The sequence below is a fragment of the Pseudomonas sp. CF161 genome, assembly GCF_000416215.1.
Lineage (GTDB): Bacteria > Pseudomonadota > Gammaproteobacteria > Pseudomonadales > Pseudomonadaceae > Aquipseudomonas.
Map to the genome: position 1 here is coordinate 1 of NZ_ATLP01000090.1, position 15,667 is coordinate 15,667.

Sequence of the window (15,667 nt, forward strand, 5' to 3'; positions counted from 1 at the left end):
AGGGTTCGCGGCGCGACGTGCTGCGCGCAATGGCTGGCCTGGGCCTGCTCGGGGGTGGCCTGTGGCTGGGAGCTCGCAGCCCGCTGGGCGACGCCTTGCTGGCCGATTTACACAGCGGTCGCGGCCAGCGCCAGGACTTCACCCTGGCCGACGGCAGCCGCCTGAGCCTGAATGCCGACAGCGCCGTGGACCTGCGTTTCGACGCCCGGCAACGGCTGGTGATCCTGCGCCATGGCGAACTGGTGATCCAGGTCGCGCCCGACCCGCAACGACCGCTGCGGGTACGCACCGCCCAAGGTGAAGTGCAGGCCCTGGGCACACGTTTTCTGGTCAACCAGGAAGCCGCCGCCAGCCGCGTGGTGGTGCTTGAGCACTCGGTGCACGTGCAGCTGTTCGGTGGTGCCGAACGCACGCTGCAACAAGGCCAGGCAGCCCTGCTCTACCCGGACCGCATCACCCCCCTGGACGACGATCAGCGCTACCGCGCCGATTGGCTCAGCGGCCGGCTCAACGTGCTGGATGACTCCCTGGACCACGTGGTGGAGGCCTTGCGTCCCTACAGTCGAGGGTTTGTCCGGGTCGCCCCCGAGGTGCGCAACCTGCGGGTGCAAGGGGTATTCCCGCTCAACGATCCGGATCGGGCGCTGCTGGCCATGACCGAGACCCTGCCGATCCGGGTCGATCGCTACGGCCCGTGGCTGACCCTGATTCGCGGAAAGTGACGCGGCAACTATTTTTTGAAAATCTTTCTTATTTGTGTCTGGTTTTCATTTCTCGTCCCACCTATCTCCTGACGAGTTCATACAATCAGGAGAATGCCGTGCTCAACCCTTGGCCTAAAGCCCTTTGCGTCGCCGTTGCCCTGGCGACCCTGGCCAGCCCTGCCCTGGCGCAGGAACAACGCTTGCCGTTCAACCTGCCGGCCGGCCCGCTGGCCGCCACGCTGAATGCCATCGCCAGCCAGAGCGGGCGCATTGTGTCCCTGGAACCGGCGCTGGTGCAGGGCAAGCAGGCCTCGGCGGTGATCGGCCAGATGAGCCCCGACCAGGCCATGCACACCGCACTGACGGGCAGCGGCCTGCAGCTGCGGGTGACCGAGCAGGGCAACTTCAGTGTCGAACCGGCTGCCGACAACGGCGCCAGCCTGCAACTGGGGGTGACCAACATTGTCGACCGCGCCGTCAGCGACCCCACCACCACCGAAGGTTCGGGGTCCTATGCGGCCAAGGCCGTGACCATCGGCAAGGGCACCCACAGCCTCAAGGAAATCCCGCAGTCGATCAGCGTCATGACCCGCAAGCAAATGGATGACCAGGGCCTGACCGACCTCAAGGACGCGGCCAACCAGACCACCGGCCTGGTGGGTGTGCAGGGCATCGGCAAGGGCATGATCCTGACCTCCCGCGGCTTCCAGATCGATGACTGGCAATACGACGGCGTGCCGATCCCGCGCAATATCTACTCCCTGGGCAACTGGGCGACCCAGGACCTGATCTTCTTCGACCGCATGGAAGTCCTGCGCGGCGCTTCGGGCCTGCTGCAAGGCACGGGCAGCCCGGGCGGCGCGATCAACCTGGTGCGCAAGCGCGGCCAGGCCAAGCCCACCGTGACCCTCACCGGCAAGGCCGGTTCCTGGGACCACTACGGCCTGCAACTGGACGCCGGCGGCCCACTGAACGACGCCGGCACCCTACGCGGCCGCATAGTGGCCGATGAAGACCAGAGCCATTCATTTATCGACTACGAGTGGAGCAAGACCCACTCGCTGTACGGCGCGCTGGACTTCGACCTGAGCGACGCCACCACCCTGGGCCTGGCCATCAGCCGCACCGAGGCCGAGTCCCGGCCCATGGTTCGCGGCCTGCCGCGCTATGCAGACGGCCGCCCGGTGAACCTGCCACGCTCCACCTACAGCGGCGCCACCTGGAACCATTCGCAGATCAACGTCACCACCCTGCAGGCCGATATCGAGCACCACTTCAACGACGACTGGGCCCTCAAGGTCGGCGCCGTGCGCATGAGCGAAGACAACCAATCGACCCACCAGCGGGTACAGTCCACGGCTCAGGGACTCAAGCCGGACGGCACCGGCATGACTTATGCCGACTGGTACACCGATTTCAACCACGAGAAGTTTGGCCTCGACATGAACCTCACCGGTCGCTTCGAAGCCTTGTCCATGGACCAGGAAATCACCCTGGGCGGCAACTACTCCAAGCTGACCACCGACGACCGTTATGCAAGGACCTTCAACCCCAGCAGCGATAGCGTCTTCGACATCGACCACCACCGCCCCGCAGTCAGTTTCGGCGGGCTGCTGGAAACCGCAGACGGCCGCGCCACTTACGCCGAGTACGAAGTGCGGCAGAAAGGCCTGTACGGCAGCTGGCGGGTCAAGCCCATCGACCGCCTGACCCTGGTCCTGGGTTCGCGGGTGAGCTGGTTTGACTACTCCTACAAAGACGCCAACGAGCAGGCCATCACCCACGCCTACACCGTCAACGAACCAAGCTCCATGACCGAAACCGGCGAGGTCACCCCCTACGCCGGCGTGGTCTACGACCTGAGCCAGGAATGGGCGGTATACGCCAGCTACACCGACGTCTTCGAGCCGCAGACCGCGCGCACCGCCAGCGGCACCGCACTCAAGCCGGTGATCGGCAGCAACTATGAACTCGGCCTCAAGGGTGAGCTGCTGGATGGCCGGGTCAACACCTCGGTGGCGCTGTTTCGCTACGACCAGGAAAACCGCGCCATCGAAGACCCCAACACCAACGGCGCCTGCGGCGGCGGCAACTGCTCGGTGGCCTCGGGCAAGGTCCGCAGCCAGGGGGTGGAAGCGGAGATCAGCGGCGAAGTGCTCGACGGCCTGCAACTGTCCGCCGGCTACACCTACAACACCACCAAGTACCTGGTCGACCCGGATAACAAAGGCAAGGTGTTCAGCCTCTGGACGCCCAAGCACATGCTGCGGGTCTGGGGCGACTATCAGTTCAGCGGCGACTGGAGCCGGGTCAGCACCGGCCTGGGCTTTACCAGCCAGAGCCACACCCTGGGTTATGAGCGCGACTTCGACGTGCCTGGCAGCACCATCTGGAACGCCCGCCTGGCCTACCAGCTGAGCCCGGAAGTGGGCCTGGCGCTGAACGCCAACAACCTGTTCGACAAGCACTACTACGTACCCGGCTACAACCAGCTCAATGGCAGCAACAGCTTCGGCGACCCGCGCAATTTCATGCTCAGCGTGAAGTACACCCCGCAGTTCTAAGCAGCCGTTCACGCTCTGGCAGGGCGGGCTCAGGCAAGGCATCGAGTCGCCCCGGTCCTGTGGTGCGCGCGTGATCTGAACACGCGCGCACCACTTCCCGTCGAAAGGATGGTGCCAACCCCGTAGACTTGCACGCCCTGATCGTCGCCGAGCGACGTCGCCACTGGCCTGGAGTGCCCATGATTGACCCCGCCGAAACCCTGCTCGAACTCTTCACCAACCATGGCCTGGAGTGCGCCACCGAGGACGAGTGGGTCCTGCCCTATGGCGAGCTGCCCGCGATCCGCGCCCACTGGTATCCCCAGGAGACACTAGGGCGCCTGTCGATCGATGTGCTGGTTGAGCCCGGCGTGCTGATCAATGAAAGTTTTGCAGGCCTGGGCGAAGGCGAAAAAGGCCTGGCCGATGCCTGGGGCAACTTTATGCGCAACTCGTTGCATGTGTTTCTGTCGGCCTTCTGGGACCAGACCGATGAAGAGCAGGTGCAACTTGCGGACATCACCGTCGCCGGCCAACCCCATCGGCTGTACCTGGGCAATATCGGCGTGCGGACCTCAGCCGGGGTCGACGTCTCTCCGCCCCCAATGCTGTTCGACCTGATCCAGCGCACCCTTGAACAGCAGACCAGCGCCAGCCGGGTAACGGCGTGCCGGGTGCTCTATGTCAATGTGAAGGGCGAGCCGACGTACGAGGCGTTGCTCAACAACCAGCCGTGGCCCCAGGCCCTGGAGGCGCTGCAGCAGGCGCAGTGGCCGGAAACCGAAGGCTTCTACAGCTTCCGCCATTTTGCGCTGTGCATTGCACAGTGATCTGAGCCATCCCGGTAGCCGCTGCCGAACAACGCGAGGCTGCGCTGGCCATTCCCTTCACCGCCTCTGCCCCTGATACCCCCCGACGCCCTCGCGGCCCCGCGTCCAGCCTGCGCCAGCGGCTACGCCGGTTCGCAGGCCCTGGGCGATTAAGCTGGTAATGATAGGGATTCTCATTAGAATACCGCCGGTCATGCAGATGACACATCAGGTCATGGGGGCAGAGGGTCATGGACACCGGGGACAATCAGCAAGAACTCAGCGTGCTGTTTATCGATCAGCGCGGGGCGTTGATTCGCATGCTGTCGCGGGTGGTCGGCTGCGCCAGCCTGGCCGAGGACCTGGCCCAGGAAACCTACCTCAAGGTGGCCAAGGCCCTGGGCACCCGGCCCATCGAGCACCTGCGGCCGTTTCTGTACCAGACCGCCCAGTACCTGGCGTTCGACCACCTGCGCAGCCAGCGCAGCAAGCGCCGCTTCGAATGCTCCTACAGCGATGAAGATCGGGTCGCCGAAGTCCCTACCACGGCTCCGGGCCCGGAAAGCCATGCCCAGGGCCAGCAGCAATTGCAGCGTTTCCAGCAGGTGCTCGGGACCCTGCCCAAACGCCAGCAACAAATCCTCGTTTTGCATAAACTCCAGGGCCTGGCGCAAAGCGAGATTGCCCAGCGCCTGCAGGTTTCCCTGAGCACCGTGGAAAAAGACCTGCGCCACGCCCTTGAGGCCTGCCTCAAAGCCACCGACCTGCAGAGCCCCCATGACTGAACAGCGCCCCCATGCCCCGCCCAGCGCAGCGCTGCGAGAACAGGCCAGCCACTGGTTCAGCCAACGCGAGGCCATGGCCCACAACCCCCTGCTGCGCCAACGCTTCGAACAGTGGCACGCAGCCGACCCGCAACATGCCGAGGCCTATGCCGAGCTGCAAGCCCTGTGGCACGCCAGCGCGTTCGAGCAGGCCCTGCAACACCTGGCCCTGGACCTGGAACTGCCCCCCGCCCGCCCCCGGGTGCGCCACGGCCGCCGTTGGCTGGCCAGCGCAGCGGCGCTGGTGTTGATGCTGGGCGCCGGCTGGATGGCCGACGTGCCCCTGCGCCTGCAAGCCGATCACCTGAGCGCCGTGGCCCAGGTGCAGCGCCTGGAACTGGCCGATGGCTCCCATGTGGTGCTCGGGGGCGACAGCGCCATCAGCACCGAGATCAACGACAAACAGCGCCACATCCGCCTGTTGCGCGGCGAGTTGTACGTCGAAGCCTTCCACGACACCACCCGCCCGCTGACCATCGAGGCCGGCGAATCCACGGTGACCGTGGTCGGCACCCAGTTCAGCGTCAGTCGCCGTGAACAAGGGGTAACGGTGGCGGTGCGTGAAGGCCGGGTGCGCTTTGCCAACCACAGCGGCCAGCAGGCGCTGTTGCAGGCCGGCAACTGGCAGCAACTCAAGGACGGGCAACTGCAAGCCTTGAACCTTGAGGGCGGCGAACGGCAGATGGCCTGGGTCAATGGCCGCCTGTCCTTCCAGGACCGGCCCCTGGCCGAGGTGCTGAGGGAGCTGCGGCACTATTACCCGGCGCCGATCCTGGTGCTCGACGAGCGCGTGGCCCAGAGCCGGGTCAGCGGCAATTACCAGCTGGACGACCCGCTGGCGGTCGCCCAGGCCTTGAGCAAGGTGGCCTCGGCCCAACTCACCCGCCTGCCGGGTGGGATCCTGGTCATCCGCTGAAAAAAGCCGGCCGTGAAATTCCTGAAAAAAGTTTTACGGCTTTGGTGATGCCAACCCGTCAAGGAGTTTGCTTTTGCAAATAATTCTTATTAGCACGGTGTCCGCATGCACTTCCCAACACTCAAGCCCAGCTACGCCACCTCCACTTTGGCCCTGGCCATCTGCCTGGCCTGCGCCCAGGCTGCGGCCGTCGAGCCGGCGACCACCACGCCGGACGATCACGTGCTCAGCACCCACGCCTTCGCCATTGCCCGCCAGCCGCTGGCCAACGCCCTCGACCAGCTGAGCGAGCAGAGCGGGCTGCAGATTGCCTATGCGTCAGGCATGGCCCAGGGCATCGAGTCGCCGGGGGTCAATGGCCGCATGAGCACCCAGCAGGCCCTGCAAGAACTGCTGGCCGGCAGCCGCCTGGGCTTTGAGCGCAACGGCCCGAATGCGGTGATGCTGACACCCCTGCCCGAAGGCGCCGGCAGCCTGGAACTGGGCGCCACCAACATCGTCAGCAACCAGCTGGGCACCGTCACCGAAGGCAGCGGTTCCTACACCCCCGGCACCATCGCCACCGCCACCCGGCTGGTGCTCACGCCCCGGCAAACCCCGCAGTCGATCACCGTGATCACCCGCCAGCACATGGATGACTTCGGCCTCAACAACGTCGACGACGTGATGCGCCACACCCCGGGCATCACCGTCTCGGCCTTCGACAGCGACCGCACCAACTACTACGCCCGCGGGTTTTCGATCAACAATTTCCAGTACGACGGGATTCCGTCCACCGTGCGCAACGTCGCCTACTCGGCGGGCAACACCCTGAGCGACATGGCGATCTACGACCGGGTCGAGGTGCTCAAGGGCGCCACCGGCCTGCTCAGCGGCGCCGGCTCCCTGGGCGCCACCATCAACCTGGTGCGCAAGAAGCCCAGTGCCGATTTCCAGGGCCACGCCAGCCTGGGCATGGGCTCCTGGGACAACTACCGCAGCGAGCTGGACCTGGGCGGGCCCCTGACCGAAACCGGCAATGTCCGCGGGCGTGCCGTGGCGGCCTATCAGGACAAGAACTCGTTCATGGACCACTACTCGCGCAACAGCTCGGTGTACTACGGCATCCTTGAATTCGACCTCTCCCCCGACACCCTGCTGACCGTCGGCGGCGACTACCAGGACACCAACCCCAAGGGTTCCAGCTGGTCCGGCAGCTTCCCGCTGATCAATTCCAGCGGTGGCCACAACCAAGTCTCGCGCTCGTTCAACAACGCCACCGACTGGAGCCGCTGGGAGCAATACACCCGCACCGCCTTCGCCACCCTGGAGCACGACCTGGGCGATGGCTGGATCACCAAGCTGCAACTGGACCACAAGATCAACGGCTACCACGCGGTGCTCGGCTCGATCCAGGGCGACCTGCCCAATGCCGACGGCACGGCCAAGATCACCCCGGGCAAATACATCGGCGAAACCACCAGCGACTCCGGCGACCTGTATGTCAGCGGCCCGTTCACCCTGTTCGGGCGCGAACACGAACTGGTGCTCGGCGGCTCCATCGGCACCTCGCACTGGACCGGCAAGAGCTACTGGGACGTCACCTACCAAAACGGCAACGTGGTGGATTTCAACCACTGGAACGGCAAACTCGCGGAGCCGGACTGGGGCCCGCTGCAATACCGCATCGACGAAGTGGTGCGCCAGACCGGTGCCTACATGAGCACCCGGCTCAACCTCAGCGACGACCTGAAACTGCTGCTGGGCGGGCGCGTGGTCAATTACCACCTGACCGGCCTGACCCCGTCCTACCGCGAGTCGGGGCGCTTCGTGCCTTATGTCGGTGCGGTGTATGACCTCAACGACACCTACTCGCTGTACGCCAGCTACACCGACATCTTCATGCCCCAGGAAAGCTGGAACAAAGACCGCGACGACAAGATCCTCGAACCCGACGAAGGGCAGAACTACGAACTGGGCCTCAAGGGCGAGTATTTCGAAGGCCGCCTCAACACCAGCCTGGCGTACTTCGAGATCCACGAGACCAACCGCGCGATGCCCGACGACGACTACAACAACCTGCGGCCCCAGCCGACCAACTACGCGTTCAAGGGCACCAAGGCCACGACCAAGGGCTATGAGCTGGAGCTTTCCGGCGAGCTGACCCCGAACTGGCAGGTCCAGGCCGGCTACACCCACAAGGTCGTGCGCGACGAGAACGACGCCAAGATCTCCACCTTCGAACCTGAAGACCAGGTCAGCCTCTACACCAGCTACAAATTGCGCGGCCGCCTCGACGGCTTGACCGTGGGCGGCGGCGTGCGCTGGCAGAGCGTGGGCTGGCAGCCGATCTACAACACGCCGCTGGGCAAGTACGAAGATGTGTCCCAGGACGCCTACTGGCTGGTGGACCTGATGACCCGCTACCAGATCAGCAAAAACCTCTCGGCGACCCTGAACGTCAACAACATCTTCGACAAGTCGTACTACACCAACATCGGCTTCTATAACTCCGCCGCCTACGGCGAACCGCGCAATTTCATGCTCAGCACTCGCTGGGACTTCTAACCGCCCGGCTCGTCCTCAGCGACTCCACGCCTGCCGCTGCAAACGGTAGAGCCGCACTGGCCGGGCGTGGAACTCCAGTTCTTCGAATTCGCTGAAGCCGGCCTTCTCGGCCACCCGCAGCGAGGCGCCGTGGGCCGGTTCGATAATCGCCACCAGGGACTCCACCTGCCCGGCGGCAAACACGTGATCGATCACGCCCCGCGCCGCTTCGGACGCCAGCCCCCGGTTCCAGTAGCGGGTAGCCAGGCGATAACCCAGCCCGGCCTCCTCGATCCCGGCCACGGTTTCCGGGGCCACCCCGCAAAATCCCACCAGCTCGGCGCTTGCCTTGTCTTCCAGGGCCCAGGGGCCCATGCCATGGCTCGCATAACACCCCAGGCACCCGTCGATAAACTGCGCCGTGGCCTGCGCGTCGCACACGCCACGGATCGAATACTGCATCACTTGCGGGTCACTGAGGATCGCGGTCAATGCCGGCAGGTCAGGTTGCGACAGCGGGCGAACGATCAATCTCGGGGTTTCAAAAACAGGCACTGTGGGTAATGCCAGTCAGTTAAGGGCAAGCACTGTCATGGTGGCGAGGGAGCTTGCTCCCGCTGGGGCGCGCAGCGGCCCCAAAAAGGCGACTGCTACGCCCCGGAGCCCCGGCCGGCCCCACGGGAGCAAGCTACCTCGCCACAGGTTCTGTTTCGTTCGCTCTAGCGCTTAACTGATCGGCATTAGGCACTGTGGGCTCCTTGTGCACCGGGTCGACGGGGGGCACAGGCTAGCAACTTCCGGCGGCATTGGCCGCCCCCGCCGTTGCACAAACAGCGGACCTGTCAGCCGCCGCAGTGCCGCCCGCTCAGTGCCAGTCGCGCAGGCAATGCATGCATTGCCGGGCGCGCCAGGTGCGCAACGGCCCAGCGCAAAATGCGCAGAAGGCGACTTTGACCTGGCAGGTGGGCTGCATGCGGTGTTCGTAGTATTGGATCAGGACCTGCATCTGCACCCCTTCCCATTCGACGATCTTGGCCAGCACCGCGTCCCGGCCCAGGTCCAGATAAGCGCCGATGGCAGAGAACGTCTGCACCGAGGGGCAGTAAGCGGTGATCTGCTGGCCACAGCGATCGCAGGTACGCTGGCCGTAATCGCGGGTCATCCCGCCTGGTCCGATGCCTGGCAACACCGCCTCGCCCTCACTGCAAACCGTAGGAATAGACCCCGAGGTCGTTGCTGTTGTACCAGTTGCCCTTGGCCCAGATCACCCGGTCCTCGGCCCCCTGGAAGCCCAGGGTGCCCAGGTAGCCGTCGATGGCCAAACGCTGCCAGGACTGACCCCAATCCCTGGAGTAGAAGGTCGCGCTGGCGGAAATGCTGGCGTCCGACCACCCGTAAAGCCAGCGCGGCGGCCGGTGTTCGCTCCAGGTGTTGGCCACCAGGCTGTTGCGGCCGACCCAGAAGTTGCCGCCCCGCAGGTGACTGTCCGAAGCCAGCGGCGCAAACACGCTGGGCAGCTCGCTCAACACGCGCCAGGCAAAGGTGCTGGTGTCCAGCTCGGCCACCCAATCGCGGCTCCCGGTCCCCTGGTCGATCACGCCGACGATGCGGCCGGCGCCGTTGTCTTCCAGGGCATCGACGTACAGGCCGTCTTCGCGCTGCACCGACGTCACCTGCCAGTGCCCACCGCTGCGTTGCAACTGGGCGCGGGTGGTGACAGTGGCCGCGATGTGGTCGCTGACGCCGTCCGGGTGGCTGCCCCAGAAACGCTGGGAAACCCAGAGCACCGCACGCTGGGCATCGAGCTGCACGACATGGTTGCGGATCTCGCCATAGGGGTCGCCGCTGTGCCATTCCCGCACTTCGGGCCGCGTACCGTGGGCGTACTCGGCGGGCACCAGCAACGACTCGGCGGCGACGATGGGCGTGCTGCTGGCCCCACGATCGGCCGAGTAGAACAGCCCGGTGGCGATGGCACCGGGGCGGTCGGTGCCGTTTTCATTGTCCAGGCCGCTGGGGGTGCCCAGGGCCCAGATCTCATCCGGGCCATGGAAATATGGCCTGAGGTTCTCAGCCAGTGATTCGACCTGGGGAAACAGCCCCTGGCGCAGCCAGGTCCAGCTTTTACCCTGATCGTCGCTGCGCAGGACCACGGTCTGGCCGATTGCATCGTCGCGGCCAGCGGTCTGCGGGCGCTTCAGGCCGGTCAGCAGAAACACGCTGCTGCCGTCCGGGCTGGCCACCAGGCACGCCACCTCGCCGACCTGGGCGATTCGCTGAAACTGCCCGTTGGCGTCGAGCCGGGAGATAAATGAAACCTCCTTTTCGCGGGGCTGCAGCAAGCTCGCAAAAGCCCCCGAGCCCTCCTCTTCCTTGGGCTCGCCGGCCTTGCCATAGACCAGCGCATCCAGGTCGAGCGCCTCGGGTGCAGCCGGCAACAGGTTGGAGCGCGCTTCAACCCGCGCCACCAGCCAGGTGCCCTGGGGCGTGGCGACCACGCCGGTGCAGTACTGGGTCATGGCGCGCTGCTGAGTCTCCTGCACCTGGCCCAGGGTTTGCTGGTCGGGGCTGGCGCCGCCCAGCTCAAGCTTGGCGCTGACCAGCATCCACACGTACCACAGCGCCGCGGCGCCGATCAGCACGACAACCAGGGTGACCAGCAGTTTTGATCGAGGCATGGGGCGTCCGTATCCAGGGGGTGCAGAGGGGGCTCGGTCGAGTCAGGGCCGGTGAAGGTTCACGGCGCGTCGGATGATAGGCCCCAACCGCCACGGACGCGATCCGTCTTCAGCAAAATTGCGACCTACTCGCCGATTTCAGGGGTGACCCGAGGCGCAATCAGCCCGTAGGCTGGCGGGCCGCGCTGATTATTTGCCGGCATGGGCAGCGCCAGGCCAATCGAACAATTATCATCCCCGACTCGAGGGCGCTCAGCGCGAACGCGCGACTCGCCGGCCACGGCTCAAGGCCGAGGCAACCTTTTCCAAAAACAACAAGGTGCATCCATGGACGATCTCCCCCTGCAAGACAGCGCCGCGCCTGAAGGCGTCTGCTACGGCTGCGGCAGCAGCAACCCCCACGGGCTGCACATCAAGAGCCACTGGCACGAGGACGGGGTACACGTCCTCGCCGAACATACCCCCGAGGCCAAATATTGCGGCTGGCCCGACCTGGTGTATGGCGGGCTGATTGCGATGCTGGTGGACTGCCATTCGAACTGGACCGCCATGGCCTACCACTACCGCGCGGAAAACCGTGAGCCCGGCAGCCTGCCGCGCATCGACTGCGTCACTGGCAACCTGGGCATCAAGTTCATCAAGCCGACGCCGATGGGCGTCGCCCTGACCTTGCGCGCCCGGGTCGACGGCCCGGTCGGGCGCAAGAGTCGGGTGATCTGCGAGGTCTACGCCGGCGACGTGCTGACGGCCATCGGCGACTCGGTGTTCGTGCGGGTCGATACCGGCCAACTGGCGGCGAACGCCCATGGCCGGGAGGAGTGAGGCGCGGTCAGCGCCGGCTCACCAGTCGCGCGGGCTGATCAGCTCTTCAATGTCGGCATCGAAACCGTAGGCCGTGGCAATCGCCGCGACGTCGGCACCGATGCACTCACGGGCGACGGTCTCGATCTCGCTGCCTTGCTCGTCGAACGCTTCGGCGAGGCTGTTGAACTGCTCGGTGGTGGCGTGAGTGAGGGCGTACAAGGCGTCCAGGTCCTGCGGGGCCTGGGCTTCGATGCTGGCGCACAGGGCCGTCAGCAGTTGCTGGCCCTTGGCGACCAGGTGCGGCGGGTAGTACGAGTCCCGGGCCATCTCGGCCAGGAACGGATAATGCTGCAGTGTCGGGTTGCTGATGCTCATGGCGGGTGCCTCTCCCTGGTGTTGAAACAGTACGGTCAAAGGGTGCCGGCGCACGTTAAACGCCCGGCACCGCCCTGCCAAGAAAATATGCGTTATCCAGCACTCACAGCTGGCCGAACGTGGCGATCAGATGATCCATGACCACCCGCACCGCCGGCGTTTTGCGGATGTCGGCGTGCACCGACAGCCACAACGTGCGCGTCAGCGGCGCGGCATCGACCTGAAGCCGGACCAGTTGCTCGTCCGCATCGCCCAGCAGGCAGGGCAACAGCCCCAGGCCGAGCCCGGATTTCACCGCCTGGTACTGGGTCTGCACATCGTTGCTGCGCAGCACAAAAGGCCGCGCGCCGGCGACGTCCTGTAGCCAGCGCTGCTGGGCAATGTGCTCCAGGCTGCGCTCGAAACCGATAAACACCCAGCCCTCGGGCGCGGTGCCGACCTGGCCCGCATGCCCATAAAGGGCCAATGGCAACTGGCCCACCTTGCGCACGACACGGCCTTGCGCCTCGGGCCGCACCAGGCCCAGCGACAGGTCGGCCTCGCCCCGTTCAAGGGACGCCAGGGCCGGGGTCGCACTGAGCACCACCTGCAATTGCGGGTGGCTGCAACGCAAGCGCGCCAGGCTGGGGGCGATTACCAGGGACGCCAGGAGTGGCAGCGCGCTGATCACCACCGTGCCGCAAATACCCGAGCCCTGACCGCGCACATGCCGCTGCACCTCGTTGGCGATAACGGCCATCGGCGCCGCCGCCCGGACCAGGGCCAACCCCTGTTCGGTGAGCCGGGTGCTGCGCGGCAAGCGGTCGATCAACTTGAGCCCGGTGCCAGACTCAAGGCTCGCCACCCGCCGGCTGACGGTGGTGTGATCGACCCCCAGCGCCTGCGCCGCCGCGGACAGCGAACCGTGCTCGGCCACCGCCAGAAAATACTGAAGATCCTGCCAGTTCAACATGGCTGCATTTGCGCACGCTTGGTCTGCGTTTTCACGGGATTCACCGGATCCAGGGGTTTGAGAAGATGCGGCTCTGATGACTTGAGGAGCACCACAATGCTGAATTTATTCTATGCCGCCGGCGCCAGTTCCATGGCCGCGCATATTCTGCTGCATGAGGCCGGCGTGCCGTTTCGCGCCGAGCGGGTCGACCTGGCCAACAAGACCTGGGCCCAGGGCGACTATCACCTGATCAATCCGAAATCCTGCGTGCCCGCACTGACCCTGGAGGACGGCGACCGGCTGACGGAATGCCTGGCCATCCTGACCTGGATCGCCGACCAGGCCCCCGAGAAAAACCTGCTGGCAGCCGCCGGCGAGCGGCGACGTTATCACGAACTGGAATGGCTGAGCTTTATCGCCACCGACCTGCACAAAAACTTCATCACCCCCGAGCGCCACAACGGGGTCGCCGCCAACTTCCTGTCCCGGACCGCCGAGGGCCAGGCCCAGACCCGGGTCCATGTGGCGCCGCGCCTGGCCTATGTCGATCGGCATCTGGCAGGCCGGCAGTTCCTGATGGGCGACGCCTTCACCGCGCCGGACGCCTACCTGTTCGTGATGCTGACCTGGGCCCGGCGCATCGGCCTTGATCTCACGCCCTGGGCCCACCTCCAGGCCTTCGCCGCCCGGGTGGCCGCCAGGGACTCGGTGCAGCAGACCGTCGCGGTCGAGGGGCCGCCTCATTCTTTGCGCGTGGCGGGTGACACGCCCGCCTGATCGTCTAGGGTAAACAGGTCGCCCCCTCCCCCGACCCAGAGCGCACCGCCATGGCCCGAGACCTTCTGGTTCTGATTGAATTGGCACCACCCAGCCTTGCCCGCCTTGAAGCGGCGGGCTTCACCCTGCACCTGGCGCTCACCGCCCAGGAGCGGGCCCAGGCCATCAGGACCCTGGGGCCGAAGGTCCAGGGCGTATTGACCAACGGCTCCACCGGGCTTGCGGCGGCGGAAATCGAGGCACTGCCGAACCTGGGCATCATCTGTGCCCAGGGCGCCGGTTATGAACAGATCGATCTGCCCGCCGCCCGCGCCCGCGGGATCCAGGTCAGTCACGGCCCGGGAACCAACGATGAGTCGGTGGCCGACCATGCCATGGCGCTGCTGATGGCCCTGGTGCGCGGCATTGTCCAGGCCGACGCGGCGGTGCGCCACGGCCTGTGGCGCCAATCGCGCCAGCCGCAGCCGCTGCTGTCGCGCAAGAACCTGGGGATCCTCGGCCTGGGCAATATCGGCCAGCAGATTGCCCGGCGCGGCGCCGGCGGGTTCGCCATGGCGGTGGCCTATCACAGCCGGCGCCCGCGGCCGGATTCAACCTTGCAGTACTTCCCGACACCGCAGGCGCTGGCGGCCTGGGCCGACTTCCTGATCGTCGCCACCCCCGGCGGCGCCGGGACCTTGCACCTGGTGGATGCGGCGGTGCTGCAGGCCCTGGGGCCAGAGGGTTACCTGGTCAACATCGCCCGGGGCAGCGTGGTCGACAGCAGCGCCCTGGCCCAGGCCCTGGGGCAGCGGCAGATTGCCGGTGCCGCCCTGGATGTGGTCGAAGGCGAACCCGAAGTCCCGAGCTCGCTGCTGGGCCTGGATAACCTGATCCTGACCCCGCACATCGCCGGACGCTCGCCCGAGGCAGTCAACGCCACCCTGCACTTGGTGATCGACAACCTGGAGGCGTTTTTTGCCGGTCGGCCGTTGCTGACGCCGGTGCCGGAACAGGTTCAACCCGGGTAGAAATGCCGCACCGCCAGGACCGGGATTTCCATGGCGACGTCCCACAGCTTCGCGTCCAGTTCGACGCTGATCAACTCGTGCTCGTCATCGCTGAGCAGCCCCGGAATGTCCCACAGCTCCTTGAGTTGCGGATGGCCATCGAGGTGATCGATCAGTTGCCGCTGGCGGCTCACCAGCTCCCGGGTGCGCTCGGCGCCAATGGCCTGCAAGGCCGCCACCGCCAGGTCGTAGGTCTGGTCGCCCCAGTTGCAGAAAAACTGCAAGAACCCGCCGTTGTAGCCATCGGCCTCCAGGCGCCAGAGGGCGACGATCGCCTGATCCTTGGCACTCACCTGGTCCAGGTGCCACTCCAGGGCATGCAAACGCCCCAGGGATTGATTGCACAGGTGCTCCCAGATCCAGTCGATGCCATCGATGGTCACGCCGTCGGTAGCCAGGTGCGGCCAAACCACCGAAGTGCCCTCGTCAATAATCTGAAAATCGGCGCGCTGTGCGTCACTGGCTTCTCGCAAGCGGTCGAAGCGGGTCAGGTGCTGGCGCAATTCCAGGCCATCGGCCCAGCCCACGCAGAGCATGGTGTCGTCGAAGGTGATGCGGGTGATGGGGTTGTGGGGCATAAGGCAAATCCTGACGGGCGTTAAAGGGGCTGTGGTGACGGGGTTGAGCGCGGGTACTATAGCGCGGCCCCGCGGGGCAGGCGCCTCGCGGATAGGCGCGCAGCAGGCGGCCATGGCGGCGCGCCGAAGGAGAATCGCACAAGGGCCGGC

Annotated in this window: 15 protein-coding genes; 9 read left to right on the top strand and 6 right to left on the bottom strand. The window is 65.7% G+C overall.

Annotated elements, in window-relative coordinates; translation table 11 throughout:
* The 6 genes from CF161_RS18745 to CF161_RS18770 all read left to right on the top strand — a co-directional run.
* Positions 1-722 (top strand): FecR family protein (locus CF161_RS18745; RefSeq protein WP_020298170.1); only part of this gene is annotated, 722 nt, incomplete at its 5' end.
* Positions 723-820: 98 nt separating this feature from the next.
* Positions 821-3,268: a TonB-dependent receptor gene (locus CF161_RS18750; RefSeq protein ID WP_020298171.1), complete on the top strand. Its 2,448-nt coding sequence runs from the start codon at positions 821-823 to the stop codon at positions 3,266-3,268.
* A 179-nt stretch (positions 3,269-3,447) separates the two neighbouring features.
* Positions 3,448-4,077 carry a DUF6348 family protein gene (locus CF161_RS18755; RefSeq protein ID WP_020298172.1) on the top strand — a complete coding sequence of 210 codons (630 nt, stop codon included), beginning with the start codon at positions 3,448-3,450 and terminating at the stop codon, positions 4,075-4,077.
* 230 nt (positions 4,078-4,307) lie between these two features.
* Positions 4,308-4,841: an RNA polymerase sigma factor gene (locus tag CF161_RS18760; protein WP_020298173.1), complete on the top strand. Its 534-nt coding sequence runs from the start codon at positions 4,308-4,310 to the stop codon at positions 4,839-4,841.
* Positions 4,834-5,796, top strand: coding sequence for a FecR family protein (locus tag CF161_RS18765; protein WP_020298174.1), 963 nt, complete (start codon positions 4,834-4,836; stop codon positions 5,794-5,796). Before CF161_RS18760 ends, CF161_RS18765 begins: the two co-directional genes overlap by 8 nt.
* A gap of 105 nt (positions 5,797-5,901) precedes the next feature.
* On the top strand, positions 5,902-8,343 hold the full coding sequence (locus CF161_RS18770) for a TonB-dependent siderophore receptor (RefSeq protein ID WP_020298175.1): 2,442 nt from the start codon (positions 5,902-5,904) through the stop codon (positions 8,341-8,343).
* Positions 8,344-8,358: 15 nt separating this feature from the next.
* Here CF161_RS18770 and CF161_RS18775 read toward each other — a convergent pair whose 3' ends face one another.
* The 3 genes from CF161_RS18775 to CF161_RS18785 all read right to left on the bottom strand — a co-directional run bounded on the left by CF161_RS18775 (position 8,359) and on the right by CF161_RS18785 (position 11,000).
* Positions 8,359-8,853 (bottom strand): GNAT family N-acetyltransferase, encoded by a 495-nt coding sequence (locus CF161_RS18775; RefSeq protein WP_020298176.1) that lies wholly within the window; start codon positions 8,851-8,853, stop codon positions 8,359-8,361.
* A gap of 334 nt (positions 8,854-9,187) precedes the next feature.
* Positions 9,188-9,484 (bottom strand): hypothetical protein, encoded by a 297-nt coding sequence (locus CF161_RS18780; protein ID WP_020298177.1) that lies wholly within the window; start codon positions 9,482-9,484, stop codon positions 9,188-9,190.
* Between the two features lie 37 nt (positions 9,485-9,521).
* The gene (locus CF161_RS18785) at positions 9,522-11,000 is read right to left on the bottom strand and encodes a hypothetical protein (RefSeq protein ID WP_020298178.1); all 1,479 of its coding nucleotides are present in this window, start codon (positions 10,998-11,000) and stop codon (positions 9,522-9,524) included.
* A 327-nt stretch (positions 11,001-11,327) separates the two neighbouring features.
* On the opposite strand from CF161_RS18785, the gene CF161_RS18790 reads away from it, so the two are divergent.
* The gene (locus tag CF161_RS18790) at positions 11,328-11,822 is read left to right on the top strand and encodes a PaaI family thioesterase (protein ID WP_020298179.1); all 495 of its coding nucleotides are present in this window, start codon (positions 11,328-11,330) and stop codon (positions 11,820-11,822) included.
* An 18-nt stretch (positions 11,823-11,840) separates the two neighbouring features.
* Here CF161_RS18790 and CF161_RS18795 read toward each other — a convergent pair whose 3' ends face one another.
* Together CF161_RS18795 and CF161_RS18800 are read right to left on the bottom strand one after the other, a co-directional pair.
* Positions 11,841-12,179: a DUF5713 family protein gene (locus CF161_RS18795; protein ID WP_020298180.1), complete on the bottom strand. Its 339-nt coding sequence runs from the start codon at positions 12,177-12,179 to the stop codon at positions 11,841-11,843.
* 103 nt (positions 12,180-12,282) lie between these two features.
* Positions 12,283-13,131, bottom strand: coding sequence for a LysR family transcriptional regulator (locus tag CF161_RS18800; RefSeq protein ID WP_020298181.1), 849 nt, complete (start codon positions 13,129-13,131; stop codon positions 12,283-12,285).
* Between the two features lie 96 nt (positions 13,132-13,227).
* On the opposite strand from CF161_RS18800, the gene CF161_RS18805 reads away from it, so the two are divergent.
* Positions 13,228-13,890: a glutathione binding-like protein gene (locus tag CF161_RS18805; protein ID WP_020298182.1), complete on the top strand. Its 663-nt coding sequence runs from the start codon at positions 13,228-13,230 to the stop codon at positions 13,888-13,890.
* Positions 13,891-13,940: 50 nt separating this feature from the next.
* A complete protein-coding gene (locus tag CF161_RS18810; RefSeq protein ID WP_020298183.1) occupies positions 13,941-14,900 on the top strand; it encodes a 2-hydroxyacid dehydrogenase in 960 nt (319 codons plus the stop codon).
* On the opposite strand, the gene CF161_RS18815 is transcribed toward CF161_RS18810, so the two are convergent.
* On the bottom strand, positions 14,888-15,517 hold the full coding sequence (locus CF161_RS18815; protein ID WP_020298184.1) for a DUF4375 domain-containing protein: 630 nt from the start codon (positions 15,515-15,517) through the stop codon (positions 14,888-14,890). The two genes, CF161_RS18810 and CF161_RS18815, sit on opposite strands and share 13 nt — an antisense overlap.
* Positions 15,518-15,667: the final 150 nt, after the last annotated feature.

Excerpts from the sequence above, each read along its gene's own strand:
- CF161_RS18755 (WP_020298172.1), top strand. The coding sequence starts at position 3,448 with ATGATTGACCCCGCCGAAACCCTGCTCGAACTCTTCACCAACCATGGC.
- CF161_RS18760 (WP_020298173.1), top strand. The coding sequence starts at position 4,308 with ATGGACACCGGGGACAATCAGCAAGAACTCAGCGTGCTGTTTATCGAT.
- CF161_RS18765 (WP_020298174.1), top strand. The coding sequence starts at position 4,834 with ATGACTGAACAGCGCCCCCATGCCCCGCCCAGCGCAGCGCTGCGAGAA.
- CF161_RS18770 (WP_020298175.1), top strand. The coding sequence starts at position 5,902 with ATGCACTTCCCAACACTCAAGCCCAGCTACGCCACCTCCACTTTGGCC.
- CF161_RS18780 (WP_020298177.1), bottom strand. The coding sequence starts at position 9,484 with ATGACCCGCGATTACGGCCAGCGTACCTGCGATCGCTGTGGCCAGCAG.
- CF161_RS18785 (WP_020298178.1), bottom strand. The coding sequence starts at position 11,000 with ATGCCTCGATCAAAACTGCTGGTCACCCTGGTTGTCGTGCTGATCGGC.
- CF161_RS18790 (WP_020298179.1), top strand. The coding sequence starts at position 11,328 with ATGGACGATCTCCCCCTGCAAGACAGCGCCGCGCCTGAAGGCGTCTGC.
- CF161_RS18795 (WP_020298180.1), bottom strand. The coding sequence starts at position 12,179 with ATGAGCATCAGCAACCCGACACTGCAGCATTATCCGTTCCTGGCCGAG.
- CF161_RS18800 (WP_020298181.1), bottom strand. The coding sequence starts at position 13,131 with ATGTTGAACTGGCAGGATCTTCAGTATTTTCTGGCGGTGGCCGAGCAC.
- CF161_RS18805 (WP_020298182.1), top strand. The coding sequence starts at position 13,228 with ATGCTGAATTTATTCTATGCCGCCGGCGCCAGTTCCATGGCCGCGCAT.
- CF161_RS18810 (WP_020298183.1), top strand. The coding sequence starts at position 13,941 with ATGGCCCGAGACCTTCTGGTTCTGATTGAATTGGCACCACCCAGCCTT.
- CF161_RS18815 (WP_020298184.1), bottom strand. The coding sequence starts at position 15,517 with ATGCCCCACAACCCCATCACCCGCATCACCTTCGACGACACCATGCTC.